The following is a 13,729-nucleotide window of genomic DNA, read 5'->3' on the forward strand; positions in this document are numbered from 1 at the left end:
TAACACATTTTTTTTAAAAATGGTATAATAAATTCATGGAGGTGTTATTTTGTTTGAAAAAAGAGAATATCCAGAAAAATCTTGGTCTGTTTCTAAAATGGATATATTTGAAAGTTGTAAAAGAAAATATTATTATAGTACATATGCTCAATGGAATGGATGGGAAAATGATGCATCTACCTTATCTAAAAAAGCCTATACATTAAATAAATTGGGAAATGTATATTCTGCATTAGGAACTTATTTACACACAATGATAAAAAATAATATTCTTGGAATGAATATGGATAGTAATACTATTTACTTAAATATATTAGGTAGTATAAAAGAAGATTGTAAAAATTCTTTTTATAAAAAAGAAGAATGGCTTAAATCTCCAAAAAGCATAAATATGCTTCATGAATATTATTATGGAAACGGTTTAGATAAATCTTTGGGTAAAAAAATAGCTCAGAGAGTAAAGGTTTGTTCTGAAAATATATTTAACTCAAAGACTTATAATGAGTTAAAAGATACTAAGAGTAAGATTTTTGAACTTGATGAAGAGTCTTTTAATTTTTTTAAATATAAAAATACGAAGTTATATGCAATTTTAGATGCTTTATATAAGATAGATGATAAAATTGTAATAGCTGATTGGAAAACTGGAAAAAAAGATACTGCAAAACATGATATACAGATGATAATTTATGTGATGTATGTTCTTTCAGAGTATAAGGATATTAATATAGAAAAAATAGAGTGTGTTAATGAGTATTTACTTACAGGAGAGAGTTATGTTAGAACATTTACTTATGATGAAATAAAAAATGTTCAGAAATATATAGATAATAGTATTGAAAAAATAGAAGAGTATCTTGAAGATTCGGAAATTAATAAGCCAAAATCAATGGAATCATTTAAGGCTAATCCTGGTTATTCGTGTAAGATGTGTAATTTTATTGAGATATGTGATGAAGGTAAAAAATTCTTAAAAATAAAATAATAAAGGAGTTTTAACTCCTTTATTATTTTATTTTTATTATTTTATCTAATTTTACTATTTCAACTACTTTTTTAACATTTTCATTTACTATATTGTGAATTTCCATTAATCCACCATCTCTCTTATAATCAGCAAAAAAATAAAAAATTCTACCAAGTCCACTACTATCGATGTATTCTAATTCTTCCATGTCAATTACTATTTTTCTTATACCGTTATCTTTTAGTTCATATAAAAGTTTTTTTAAATCAGAAGAATTTGTTATATCAACTCTTCCATCAAGATAAACTCTTGCTGTATTTCCTCTAATTTCTTTTCTCATTGAGTCACCTCCATTTTTCATTTACTATTAAATTATAACATATATAATTAGAAAAGTAAACAAAGTTTTTCTTTTTTTTAATATTTTAATTCAAAAATAAATGCAGATTTTTTTGGAGCAATAAAGTTTAAATTTCCATTGTTAAAGTTTAATTCTTCTTGATTTGTTTCTTGATTTGAAATAAGTAGATTTGCTTTTCCTTGATTTATTTCTAATAACCAGACAGGAATATTTACATTTTTTTCAATTTCTTCTCTATTTATTATAACAATGTATTTCTTTTCATCGTTCCATAATCCATAAGATAAATAGCCACCATCATTATTTAAAAATTCGAAACTACCTTTTCTTAATGCATTGTTTTTTTTATAAATACTTATTATTTTTTTTATGAAGTTTAGTATTTTATTGTTTTCGACTTCATTCCAAGGAAATGGTCTTCTGTTGTCTGGATCTGTCCAACCAGCTAATCCAATTTCATCTCCATAGTATAAACCTGGTGAACCTGGCAATGTAAACATCATCATTATTCCAATTTTAAAAACGTCTAAATCAATATCTTTAGCTGCTTCTTCATGACCTATTGTATTAATCCTTCCTATTTTTCTGGTTGTTCTTGTCATCCATCTTGAATGGTCATGATTACTAAGTTGATTTAGTGCTATAAATTTACTATTCATAGGTAGTTGAGATAATGCATGAGTTACACTTTTTATAAACTCATTTGAATTCATGAACAATGATTCATTAATTGAATCATTATGTTTTTCAATACCAGTTAGAAAATAACTAACAGGATCCATACAAGTAATATAGTTCATAATTGAATCCCATGATTTTTTTTCTATCCATTCTAATGGAGATTTATATACTTCTGCAAATATTATTGTATCTTTATTTTTAGACTTTATTTTTTTATTAAAAAATTTCCAAAATTCAATATTTTCTTCTTTGCTTTTTCCAAGATCATCTGCAACATCTAATCTCCAACCATCAATTTTGTAATTATCAACCCATTTAATACCTATATTTGCTATATATTCTCTTAGTTTTATATTACTATAATTTAGTTTTGGTAAAGTACTATATCCCCACCATCCTTCATAATTTTCACCATTCCAATAAAAATTTTCTTTATACTTTGAATTTTTATTGTTTTTTACGCCATCATCATATATGTTAAGTTCATCAACCCATTTATGATACGATCCGCAGTGATTAAAAACACCATCAAGAATTATTTTTATATTGTTTTTATGTAATGTGTTAACAAAGTCTAAAAATAAAGAGTTACTTGCTTTAAGATTACTTTTAAAGGTTGTTCTAACTTTATATTTTTCTTTAATATCTTCTGTATCTTCTACTATTTTTCCAAAATGAGGATCTATATTTTCGTAGTCTTGTGTGTCGTATTTATGAGGGCTTGGAGAAACAAAGATGGGATTGAGGTAAATCGTTTCCACTCCAAGATCTTTTAAATAATCTATTTTATCCATTATTCCTTTTAAATCTCCACCATAAAATTCTCTATGTCCATTTTCTTGACTTGGTAGTTCATTCCATTCTTTTTTTATTATTTTTTTACCATCGTATATATATTCATCATTAACAGGATCATTAGTTTTATCTCCATTATTAAATCTGTCAACAAATATTTGATAATAAATAGATCCATGAGACCATTCTGGAGTTTTAAAATTTGGGATTAAAACAAAATTATGTATAGAACGTTTGTTTACTAATCCCATTGCATCATATTTTATTTTTTGATTTTTATCTAAAAGTTCTATTTCAAAATGATAATGAATATTTCTATCTGGCATTATAAAAGATCTTTCAAAATAAACAAAAAGTTCTGTTTCTTTTATGAGCTTCATTTTTATATTTCTGTATTTTTTTATATTTTTTTCAGGTGTTACATAAACGCTTCCCAATACTTTGCCGAGATATTTTGGAACTCTAACTCTTATTTTTACTTTTTCACCTACAATAGGTTCTTCTGGAGTCAAGTAAAGTTTGGTTTGGTCTGAGTAAATTCCATTCATATTAAATCCTCCATTTGATTTAATTCTTCATTAATTTCTACTTCTTCTAATTCTATTTTTTCTAAATTCTTTTCAAGCTGTTCCTTTTCTTCCATTAATTCCATAACTTTTGAATAATTATTTCCATGAGTTATCATTAATTTTTCTAGATCATCTAATCGTTCGAAAGTGTTATTAGCTTCATTTTGAATTTGAAGCTTTCTTCTTTCTAATGTTTTTTTTCTGTTTTTTAATTTTTTTATTTCTGCATAATTTGAAGTGTCTTTTTTTCTTTTTTCAATTTTAAAAGAATCATTTTTTATATCTTCAAGAAAATCATTTAATTCTTTAGAAACTTTTGATTTCCCATCTTTTATAAAAACAAATTTATTGCTGATATTTTTTATCAGTCTTTCATCATGTGATATTAATATAATTGCACCTTTAAATTCTTTTAAAGTTTCTTCAAGAACTCCTACAGTTATTATGTCTAAGTGATTAGTAGGTTCATCGAGTACTAATACATTTGGTTTTGTTAAAATTATTTTTGCAAGAGCTAATCTTGTTAATTCCCCACCAGATAAATCTTCTATTTTTTTAAATACATTATCACCATAAAAACCAAATCTCCCAAGATACTTTCTAACTTCATAATCAGGCCAATCTGGAACAAATTTCCAAGTTTCAGAAAGCATATCTATACTTTTGTCAAATGAAGAAATAACCTGATCTAAATAACCAACTTTTATGTTGTATCCCCATTCATACATTCCTGATAGTGGTTTGAGTTTATTTGATAGTATTTTTATTAAGGTACTTTTACCAGATCCATTTTTTCCTATTATAGAAACCTTTTCTCCTTCCATAACATCAAAGGATATTTTGTTTAAAAGAGGTTTATCTTCATAAGAAAAGTTTAGATTTTCAACTTTTAAAACAACGTGTCCAGTTCTAGTTGGTTCTGGAATTTTTATTTTTATTCCTCTGTCTTGAGTTAGTTGTTCTATTTCAGAATATTCTTCTTTTAATTTTTTTAATGTCCTTTCTCTTATAATTGCTTGTCTAACCATTTTTTCTGTTCCAAATTTTCTATACATAGCTATCATGTTTTCTACTCTTTTAATTTCTTTTAAAAGATTTTTCTTTCGTGCTTCTGTAGAAATTATTACTTTTTCTCTTTGGTCAATATATTTGTCATAAGTTCCATTAAATTGCCATAGTTTATAATTATTTATTTCTACATATTTATTACAAATTCCATTTAAAAAATCTCTATCATGAGATATTAAAATTATTGCTCCTTTATAGTTTTTTAAGTATTTTTGTAACCATTTTATAGAGTACAGGTCTAAATGATTAGTAGGTTCATCAAGCAACAAAAGATTATGGTTTCCAGCTAAAGCTTTTCCAAGAGAAAGACGTGTTAATTCTCCACCACTGAGTGTAGAAATTTTTCTTGTCCATTGAGATTCATCGAATCCAAGACCAACGACTATGCTTCTAACTGTTTTATCTATCATTACTTCTTCAACATCCGTTACAGCTTCTTTTACAAAATCAAATAAAGTTAATTCTGGATTTGTTATTCTAAATTGTTTTAAAAAGCTTTCTTTTAAAGAGTTACTTCTTATTATTTTTCCTTCAGTAGGTTCTATTTCACCGGAAAGTATATTTAAAAGAGTGGTTTTACCACTTCCATTTTGACCGATTAAAGCTATTCTATCTTGTTCATATACAGTTAAATTAACATCAAAAAATAATTCTTGTGTTCCAAAGTTATGTGCAATATCTTCTAGTCTTATTAGCATAAAATTCACCTCTTACTATTTTCTCAAGATATTATACAACATAAAGTTAAAATATCAAAGAGTATTGAGTATATTTAAGTTTAAAAATAAAAAATGATAAAAAATAAGTATTATTAGACTTGTTTTTTTTAATTTAAAGTGGTATAATTTGCATGAATTTATTAAGGGAAAACAGTGAAATTCTGTTGCGGTCGCGCCACCGTAAAGCCGGGATACTTAATAAATTTGAAACAAAAACCAACCTTCCGCGCCAGAAGGGGGGGCTTATTTTTTTGGCGTAATAAATAAATAGGAGGAGTATAAGGTGAAAAAACTTTTAACGATTTTATTTGTAGTTGTTGCATTAGTATCATTTTCTCTCACTGTAATAGATGATATAGGAAGAGTGGTTACATTTGAAACATCAGTAAATAGAGTTATATGTGCAGCTCCATCAATATCTGATTTTATTTCTAATTTGAACTTAAAAGGTAAAGTAGTAGGAGTTACTGATTGGGATACTTCAATTGGAAATGAAATATCTTATACAGTAAAAAAAGGTGATACATTATACAGTATAATGCAAAAATTTGGATATTCTGATGCAAGATTAAATGAAATAAAAAAAGCTAATAATTTAAAGAATAACTCTTTAAAAATAGGTATGAAATTAAAATTGCCTCTTGCAGAAAAAATAGGAAATATGGTTCCTCTTAACATTGAAAAAATAGTTTCATTGAATCCAGATGTTGTTTTTTTAACTGGAGGATTTCAAGAACCAGAAGTTAAAAAACTTGAAAAATATGGTATAAAAGCATTTGTTATAAATCCAACATCATTTAATGAAATACTTAGAGATGTATCTGTTATTGGTACAATATTAGGAAAATCTAAAGAAGCGGAAAAACTATCTTCTTCTTTAAGAGCAAAGGTAATTTCAATTGCTAAGAGTAATTCAAATAAAAAGAATAAACCAAGAGTAATGTATGCAATGGTTTCAAACAATGTTTCTACAATTTGGACAGCAGGAACAGGTTCTTTTACAAATGAAATGATAGCCTATGCAGGTGGATTAAACCTAGTAGCTCCTTACACTGGAAACAATGGATGGTTATCTGTTGGACCAGAATTTGTTGTTAATGAAAATCCAGATGCAATAATAGTTCCTTCTTATTATCCAGGAGATACATCATCTAAAGATAAGTTAATGTCAGCAGAACAATTTAAAGATGTTAATGCAATAAAAAATGGAAAAATAATATTGATAGATGGAAATAAAGCTTCTCAAGCCTCACCATCGCTTATAAATGTACTTGAAGATTTAAATAAAAAAATTGGTGAATTAAATTGAAAAAAAATTTAAAAGGGGCTTTGCCCCTTTTTCTATTTTTAATGATAAGTAGTTTTATTTTAATAATATTTTTTAATTCATTTGGAACTGTTAAATTGAGTTTCAAAGATATTCTTTTAATTTTTTTTAATAAAAATCCAAACAAAATATATACTAATATAATATTAAATATAAGACTTCCAAGAGTTTTAGGAAGCTTTATTACCGGTGCAATACTTGCAATTTCAGGAAATATACTGCAATTAATAATTCAAAATCCACTTGCAGATCCGTATATTTTGGGTATATCTTCTGGTGCAAGTTTTGGAGCGGTTATTTATTCAGCTCTAACAATGATATATGCAATAAAATTACCTTTTGGAATGGAAAGTACAGCCTTCTTTTTTGGTGTTTTTTCAACTATATTAGTATTTTTAATTGCAAAAGAAGGGAAAAAAATACCAATATTGTCTTTGATTTTAAGTGGTGTTATTGTAAGTTTTTTATTTAACTCAATAACAACCTTATTTACTGTTATGTATTGGAAAAACTTAATTCATGTAAACATATGGTTAATGGGGAGTACAGCATCTTTAACTTGGAAAGATTGCTATATATTATTATTTGTTTTATTTTTACAAATAATAACTTCTTTATTATTTTCAAAACAGTTAAATGTTCTCTCAATGGGAGAACATATGGCTGTTTATTCTGGAATAAATCCAGAGAAAATAAAAATAATTTTAATAGGAATAAATGTTTTAGCAGTTTCAATTGCCGTTTCTAAAACTGGTATAATAGGTTTTGTTGGATTAGTTATTCCTCATATTGTAAGAAAAGTTACAGGACCTTATTCATCAGTATCAACTTTTTATTCATTGTTTGTTGGTGGATCATTTCTTGCAGCAAGTGATTTTGTTTCAAGAACTATATTTGCACCAACAGAATTACCAATAGGGGTTGTAACTTCAATAATTGGTGCTCCAGTATTTATTTACATACTAAAGAGGGAGAGAAAAAATGATTAAAATAAATAATTTAAACTTTTCTTATGGTAATGGATTTAATTTAAATATAGAAAAATTAAATATAAAAGCTGGAGAATTTGTGTCAATAATAGGTCCTAATGGTTCTGGTAAAAGCACACTATTGAAGATATTATCAGGTATTTTAAAAAATTTTAATGGAGAAATTTTAATAAAAAATAAAAATATTAAAAATTTTAATTATAAAGAGTTAGCTAAAACAATATCTATTGTTCCACAAGAGTTTAATACTATTTTTAAATATGATGTTGAGAGTATAATTTCAACGTCGAGGGTTCCTTATTCTAAAACGTTTTCTTTTTTTGAAACAATGGAAGATAAAAAAATAATTGAAGAAGCTATGAAAAAAACAGATACAATTAAATATAAAAATAAATTTTTTTCAAATTTATCAGGTGGAGAAAAACAAAGGGTAATGATTGCAAGAGCTTTAGCTCAAAAAACTAAAATTTTATTTTTAGATGAGTTTACTTCTCATTTAGATCCTGGTCATGCACAATCATTAATGAATATAGTAAAAGAAAATACTCAAAATGGACATACAGTTGTAGCGGTTTTTCATGATATAAATCTTGCGAGTATTTATTCAAAAAGATTAATTATAATGCTAAAAGGTAATGTTGTGTGTGATGGTTCACCAATAGATGTAATAACCCAAGAAAATATTAAAGATATTTATAATCTCGATGGAAGTATAATAAAGCATCCTAAATATAATGTTCCACAGATAGTATTTAATTAAAACAATAAATGATAATTGAAAAATTCAATTATCATTTATTGTAGAGGTTTATAAATAACATTACTTCACCTATTCCTATATTTAATTTTTTTCCTATTTCTTGAGGGGTTAATCCTTGATGATAATATTCTAAAACCATACTTTTTTTATCTAATATTATTTCTTCTTTATATTTATTTTTTGTAGTTTCATTATTTTCTTTATTGATAATTTTTTCTTCATTTTCACTTTTAATTATTTCATCATTTTTTTCAAGTATTTCATTTATTTTTTGAGATTCTAAGGGTTTTTCATCGCTAGCTTTTATACTATCTATAATTTTATTATTCATAATTTTATTTTTAAAATGTTCATCATTTATTTTTTCTACTTCAGATAATATTGAAGCTAAACGACTATAAGATTCATTAACATCTTTTAATAACTGATCAACTATTTCAATTTTATTATCTAAAGCTCTTAATTTAGTTGTAGTTATTTTTTGGAATCTTGCTAAAAGTTTATTTGATTCCTCATCAAAGCTAATAGAAGTTAATTCGTTGTTTTTATCTGTTTTTTTTAATATTTGTATCATCAAAATAATATTAAATATAGATACGATCATTGCTAATAATGAAATAAAAAAAGTAAATACTGTCATTTTTTCCTCCTATTTTTTATTTAAAACAATTTTTGAAAAATCAATAGTTCCAACATTATTCCACAATAAGTATGTTCCTAAGTTTTTTGAAGGAGTTGGAATAGATTCTTTTAAGGTCCAATTTTCTGGAAGATATACGTATAAATTAGAATTTGCATCGATGTTTAATCGCTTAATGGGAAAATTAAAAATTAATTCGTTATTATTTTTATTTATTATTCCAGATAAATCCATTGTTTCTTCAACAAATATATTGAGTTCTGAAGTATTAATTATAGATTTATAATTTAATACTTTGCAATAAATATTTTTATTGTTTTTTTCATTAAAAATTTTTTCATAACCTTTAGATTTTTCTATGTCAGAACGTTTATATCCATTCAATAAATAATTAAAACTCTTTTTATCTTGCGCTTTTATTGTTGTTGTTAATTTTAAAGATGTAATTCCATTTTCATTTATGTTGAAAATAATATTTTTTGATAGGATATCATATTTATATGATCCAGATTTAAAAATAGAAAGATTCAATATTAGTATAGCTGCAATGAATAAAATAGTCATTATAGTAAAGTTTATACCTTTATTTTTCAAATTTTTTTGCATAATACGCCTCCTAAAAATATATTCTTATTAACTATTATACCATATTGAAAGATATGTGATAGAATATAATGAATTAAGTTTATCGGAGGTGCTTTTTATGATAGTAGTTAGTGGAAGTAGACCAACTGGAAAATTACATCTTGGACATTTTATGACAATAGGGAAATGGCTTGAATTTCAAAATAAAGCAGATAAATCTTATTTTTTTGTAGCTGATTGGCATGCATTGACTTCACATAGAGATGATGTAAATACTATTGAAAGTTCAACATTAGATTTAGTTAGACATTATTTGGCAATGGGCGTTGATCCTAAAAAATCAACTATTTTTGTTCAATCTGCAATAAAAGAACATGCTGAACTTTATCTTTTATTTAGTATGCTTGTATCCACAACAAGATTAGAAAGAATGCCAACATTTAAAGATATGAAAGAAAATATAAAAGACAAAGATTTATCAACATTGGGATTTTTAGGATATCCTGTTCTTCAAGCAGCAGATATTTTAACTTATATGGGAGATACTGTACCTGTTGGAGAAGATCAAATTTATCATGTTGAGTTTACAAGAGAAATAGCCAGAAAATTCAATAATTTATATGAAGAAATATTTCCAGAACCAGAAGCTTATGTTGCATCAGTTCCAAAACTACCTGGAACTGATGGAAGAAAGATGTCAAAGAGTTATGGAAATTCTATTATAATTGAAACAGAAGAAAAAGATATGTCAAAACAAATAATGCAAATGAAGACAGATCCTGCAAGAATGAGAAGAACTGATCCGGGTGATCCTGAAAAATGTCCTGTATGGGATTTTCATAAAGCATTTACTAATTCTGAAGAAGAAAAAAATTGGGTAATAAATGGATGTAAAACAGCAGAGATAGGTTGTATACAGTGTAAAAAGGTATTGTTTAAAAATATGAAAGAACAATTAGAACCTGTTTGGAATAATTTAAAAAATATTTCTAATGATGATGCTAAAAAAATTATTCTTGATGGAAATGAAAAGGCAAGATCGGTTGCAGAACAAACTTTAAAAAGGGTTAGAAATGCAATGAAATTAAGGTGGTAAAGTGTTAGAATTAGATATTAATATTGATATTTATTCTGGTTCATTTCAAAAATTAGTTGAATTAATAAAAGAAAAAAAAATATCAGTAAGAAATATACCTGTTTCAAAAATTGCTGATTTATTTAATGAATATATTCAGAAAAATAAAAAAAACTTAAAAAATGTAGGCGAGTTTATGCGACTCGCTTCTTATCTGACATTTTTAAAGTCTAAAGAATTATTACCGCGTTCTTCAAAAGATAACGAATTGAGAAAACATAAAGATTTTTTATATAATGTTATAGAAGATTATGAACTTTTGAAAAAAACTTCAAATATAATAAAAAATGATTTTGGAACACCAAGAACCAAATATATAAAAATAAAAAATATAAATACTCCAAATAAAGAAAATTTTTCTAAACAATTAGAGTTGTTTTTTTCAGAGTATATTTCTATACAAGAAAAATTAGAAATAATAAGAGAAGTTTATACAGTTGAAAAAGCTATGGAAAAACTATCAACTTTTGATAAAATTTCTATTTATAATTTATATGAAATATCAGAATATAATAAATTAAAATTTATAGTTTATTTTCTTGGAGCATTAACTTTAGTTAGGAATAATATATATAAATTTGAGTCTGATACATTTATAAAAGCTGGTGAGAAAATTGAAACAACAAATGATTGAAGCTTTAATTTATTCAAGACAAAATGGTATTTCTATAGAAGAAATTATGAAAATTCTTTCTTTAAATGAAACTGAAGTAATAGATTTAATTCATGAAATACAATATCATTATACAAAAACAGAACATGGAGTTGAATTAATAAGAAATAATAATAAATATAGATTTGAAATAAAATCAGAAATAAAAGCTTTAATAACACCAAAACCTAAAAGGATTGATTTAACAGGATCTCAATTTGAAATACTTGCAATTTTGTATTTAAATGGTCCTTCAAGAAGTGGTGAAATAGAAAGATCGAGAGGTAAAAATAGCTATTTTCAATTAAATCGTTTAATGGATTATGGGTTAATAAAGAGAATAAGAAAAGATGAAAGAAAGATATATTATTATACATTAACAGAAAAATTTTATAATTGGATACCAGAAGATACTTTAAAAAAATTGGAGGAATTAAAAAATGTACAAATTACAAAAAATTTTACAAATGATGGGGATTCCTCGGAGAAAAGCAGCACAGATAACCTTTGATGAATTAGTAAAAGTAAATGGTGAAGTTATAAAAGAACCTTGGTTTAATGTTGAAGATTCTGATGAAATTGAATATTTAAATAAAAAAAATTTAGTATCTGATATTATAAAAAAATCTTCTAAAAAAAGTTATTATTTATTTCATAAACCCGTTGGAGTATTAACAACAATGAAGGATTCTTATGGAAGAAAAACAATTAGAGATATTTTAGATGAAAATAATATTACAGAAACCTTATTTCATGTTGGAAGGCTTGATTTGAATACATCTGGTATAATAATGCTAACTAATGATGGAGAACTTGCAAATAAATTAATGCATCCAAGCCATGAAATAACTAAAACATATAAAGCATTGATAAAAGGAAATATAACAAGAGAAGAAATAAAACAATTAGAAAGTGGTATTATAATTGATGATTATAAAACAAGACCTGCAAAGATTGAAAAGGTAATAAGAAAAGGTTCTAATCATGAAATAACTTTAACAATAAGTGAAGGAAAGAAGAGACAAATTAGAAGAATGTTTGAAGCATTAGGTCATAAAGTTATAAAACTTAAAAGAACAAAATTTGGTCCATGGAGTGTTTCTTTGGTTCCGTATCCAGGTAATATATTAAAATTAAATGAAAGTGAAATAAATAAAATAAAAGGTAGTGACTAAAAGTCACTACCTAAAAGGCCGAAAATAATTAAATTTTCGGGGGGATGGTTAATACATTATAACTCATGTTTATTAAATATCAAGATGCTTAATTTAAGAAAAGGAAAAGATATTCATAAATTTTAATAATACTTAATTAAGGAGTGATACAAATGAAAGCTATAGTTTTATGTGCTGGTAAAGGTACAAGATTGAGACCATTAACCTTTACAAATGCAAAACCACTTATTCCTATTGCAAATAAGCCTACCATTATGTATAGTTTAGAAAAAATTAGAGAAGCTGGAATAACTGAAATAGGAATAATTGTAAATCCGGATAATAAAAAAGATTTTGTAAAAGTTTTAGGTGATGGAAAAGATTATGGATTAGATATAAAGTACATAATTCAAGAAGAAGCAAAGGGATTAGCTCATGCTGTCGCAATAAGCGAAGAATTTATAGATGGTGATGATTTTTTAATGTATTTAGGAGATAATCTTATAAATACAGATTTAGCAAAATTTACAACAGAATTTAAAGAAGGTAATTTTGACTCTTTTATACTTTTAACTCCAGTGGAAGATCCATCAAGATTTGGAATAGCAATAATGGAGGGGAATAATGTAATTGATGTTGTTGAAAAACCTCAAAATCCACCATCAAACTTGGCTATAGTTGGAGTATATGTGTTCAAACCTATTGTTTTTGAAGCAATAAAAAATATAAAACCATCATGGAGAAATGAATTGGAAATAACTGATGCTATAGCTTGGTTAATAAAGAATAAAGGAAATACTGGAGCTCAAGTAATATATGGATGGTGGAAAGATACTGGAAAACCAGAGGATTTAATAGAAGCAAATAGATCAATTCTTGAAAAAATGAAATCTAAAGATATTCAAGGAAATATTTATGAAAATTCAGTTGTTCAAGGAAATGTAAAGATAGGGAAAGGATCAAAGATAATAGATTCAATAGTAAGAGGACCAGTAATAATTGGTGAAAACGTAACATTAAGCAATGCTTATGTAGGACCATATACTTCAATAGGGAATGGAGTTACTGTTGAAGATTCAGAAATAGAAAATTCAATAATTTTAGATAATGCGACTATTTCTTCATTTAAATCAAGATTAGATTCTTCTATAATAGGTTCAAATGCAGAAATTGTATCTATAGAAAAAAATCCAAAAACAATAAAATTAGTTATAGGAGATTTTGGAAAAATAGAAATACCTAGATAAATTATTAAAAAAATATTAACGAACAAACAATTGTGTAAGAAAAAATTAATTTTTTCTTAATGAAAAAAAGTTTTTTTTTT

Annotated in this window: 14 protein-coding genes and 1 riboswitch; of the genes, 9 read left to right on the forward strand and 5 right to left on the reverse strand. The window is 25.4% G+C overall.

Translation table 11 applies throughout. The annotated features are described in order from the left end of the window. The first annotated feature begins 49 nt into the window (after window positions 1-49). Complete coding sequence (locus tag IGS63_RS06125) at window positions 50-985, forward strand: PD-(D/E)XK nuclease family protein (protein ID WP_190613375.1); 936 nt, start codon at window positions 50-52, stop codon at window positions 983-985. 22 nt (window positions 986-1,007) lie between these two features. On the opposite strand, the gene IGS63_RS06130 is transcribed toward IGS63_RS06125, so the two are convergent. The 3 genes from IGS63_RS06130 to abc-f all read right to left on the reverse strand — a co-directional run bounded on the left by IGS63_RS06130 (window position 1,008) and on the right by abc-f (window position 5,139). Further along, on the reverse strand, window positions 1,008-1,307 hold the full coding sequence (locus tag IGS63_RS06130; protein ID WP_190613377.1) for an STAS domain-containing protein: 300 nt from the start codon (window positions 1,305-1,307) through the stop codon (window positions 1,008-1,010). A gap of 77 nt (window positions 1,308-1,384) precedes the next feature. Beyond that, entirely contained in the window at window positions 1,385-3,352 is a 1,968-nt protein-coding gene (locus IGS63_RS06135) for a glycoside hydrolase family 13 protein (protein WP_190613379.1), read from the reverse strand. Continuing rightward, entirely contained in the window at window positions 3,349-5,139 is a 1,791-nt protein-coding gene (gene abc-f / locus IGS63_RS06140) for a ribosomal protection-like ABC-F family protein (RefSeq protein ID WP_190613380.1), read from the reverse strand. Before abc-f ends, IGS63_RS06135 begins: the two co-directional genes overlap by 4 nt. A 155-nt stretch (window positions 5,140-5,294) precedes the next feature. Further along, a riboswitch (adenosylcobalamin-variant (AdoCbl-variant) riboswitch) is annotated at window positions 5,295-5,365 on the forward strand. Between the two features lie 78 nt (window positions 5,366-5,443). On the opposite strand from abc-f, the gene IGS63_RS06145 reads away from it, so the two are divergent. The 3 genes from IGS63_RS06145 to IGS63_RS06155 are packed head-to-tail and all read left to right on the forward strand — an operon-like array spanning window position 5,444 to window position 8,236. After that, window positions 5,444-6,469: an ABC transporter substrate-binding protein gene (locus IGS63_RS06145; RefSeq protein ID WP_232521144.1), complete on the forward strand. Its 1,026-nt coding sequence runs from the start codon at window positions 5,444-5,446 to the stop codon at window positions 6,467-6,469. 20 nt (window positions 6,470-6,489) lie between these two features. After that, window positions 6,490-7,476, forward strand: coding sequence for a FecCD family ABC transporter permease (locus IGS63_RS06150; RefSeq protein ID WP_232521145.1), 987 nt, complete (start codon window positions 6,490-6,492; stop codon window positions 7,474-7,476). Continuing rightward, window positions 7,469-8,236: an ABC transporter ATP-binding protein gene (locus IGS63_RS06155; RefSeq protein ID WP_190613382.1), complete on the forward strand. Its 768-nt coding sequence runs from the start codon at window positions 7,469-7,471 to the stop codon at window positions 8,234-8,236. Before IGS63_RS06150 ends, IGS63_RS06155 begins: the two co-directional genes overlap by 8 nt. Before the next feature lie 31 nt (window positions 8,237-8,267). On the opposite strand, the gene IGS63_RS06160 is transcribed toward IGS63_RS06155, so the two are convergent. After that, a complete protein-coding gene (locus IGS63_RS06160; RefSeq protein ID WP_190613384.1) occupies window positions 8,268-8,876 on the reverse strand; it encodes a DUF6115 domain-containing protein in 609 nt (202 codons plus the stop codon). A gap of 9 nt (window positions 8,877-8,885) precedes the next feature. Then, entirely contained in the window at window positions 8,886-9,482 is a 597-nt protein-coding gene (locus tag IGS63_RS06165; protein WP_190613385.1) for a DUF4897 domain-containing protein, read from the reverse strand. Between the two features lie 97 nt (window positions 9,483-9,579). Between IGS63_RS06165 and trpS the strand changes: the two genes are divergently transcribed. The 5 genes from trpS (at window position 9,580) to IGS63_RS06190 (ending at window position 13,649) form a co-directional block, all read left to right on the forward strand. After that, entirely contained in the window at window positions 9,580-10,557 is a 978-nt protein-coding gene (trpS, locus tag IGS63_RS06170; protein WP_190613387.1) for a tryptophan--tRNA ligase, read from the forward strand. A 1-nt stretch (window position 10,558) separates the two neighbouring features. After that, on the forward strand, window positions 10,559-11,230 hold the full coding sequence (locus IGS63_RS06175; protein WP_190613389.1) for a segregation/condensation protein A: 672 nt from the start codon (window positions 10,559-10,561) through the stop codon (window positions 11,228-11,230). After that, window positions 11,211-11,759 carry an SMC-Scp complex subunit ScpB gene (locus IGS63_RS06180; RefSeq protein WP_190613391.1) on the forward strand — a complete coding sequence of 183 codons (549 nt, stop codon included), beginning with the start codon at window positions 11,211-11,213 and terminating at the stop codon, window positions 11,757-11,759. Before IGS63_RS06175 ends, IGS63_RS06180 begins: the two co-directional genes overlap by 20 nt. Continuing rightward, window positions 11,689-12,423, forward strand: a complete 735-nt coding sequence (locus tag IGS63_RS06185; RefSeq protein WP_190613392.1) for a pseudouridine synthase — start codon at window positions 11,689-11,691, stop codon at window positions 12,421-12,423. Before IGS63_RS06180 ends, IGS63_RS06185 begins: the two co-directional genes overlap by 71 nt. A gap of 152 nt (window positions 12,424-12,575) precedes the next feature. Beyond that, on the forward strand, window positions 12,576-13,649 hold the full coding sequence (locus IGS63_RS06190) for a glucose-1-phosphate thymidylyltransferase (RefSeq protein ID WP_190613393.1): 1,074 nt from the start codon (window positions 12,576-12,578) through the stop codon (window positions 13,647-13,649). Window positions 13,650-13,729: the final 80 nt, after the last annotated feature.

The sequence above is a fragment of the Tepiditoga spiralis genome (genome assembly GCF_014701195.1).
Lineage (GTDB): Bacteria > Thermotogota > Thermotogae > Petrotogales > Petrotogaceae > Tepiditoga > Tepiditoga spiralis.

Coding starts and splice junctions, on each gene's coding strand:
- IGS63_RS06130 (WP_190613377.1), bottom strand. CDS start 1,307: ATGAGAAAAGAAATTAGAGGAAATACAGCAAGAGTTTATCTTGATGGA.
- IGS63_RS06135 (WP_190613379.1), bottom strand. CDS start 3,352: ATGAATGGAATTTACTCAGACCAAACCAAACTTTACTTGACTCCAGAA.
- abc-f (WP_190613380.1), bottom strand. CDS start 5,139: ATGCTAATAAGACTAGAAGATATTGCACATAACTTTGGAACACAAGAA.
- IGS63_RS06155 (WP_190613382.1), top strand. CDS start 7,469: ATGATTAAAATAAATAATTTAAACTTTTCTTATGGTAATGGATTTAAT.
- IGS63_RS06160 (WP_190613384.1), bottom strand. CDS start 8,876: ATGACAGTATTTACTTTTTTTATTTCATTATTAGCAATGATCGTATCT.
- IGS63_RS06165 (WP_190613385.1), bottom strand. CDS start 9,482: ATGCAAAAAAATTTGAAAAATAAAGGTATAAACTTTACTATAATGACT.
- trpS (WP_190613387.1), top strand. CDS start 9,580: ATGATAGTAGTTAGTGGAAGTAGACCAACTGGAAAATTACATCTTGGA.
- IGS63_RS06185 (WP_190613392.1), top strand. CDS start 11,689: ATGTACAAATTACAAAAAATTTTACAAATGATGGGGATTCCTCGGAGA.
- IGS63_RS06190 (WP_190613393.1), top strand. CDS start 12,576: ATGAAAGCTATAGTTTTATGTGCTGGTAAAGGTACAAGATTGAGACCA.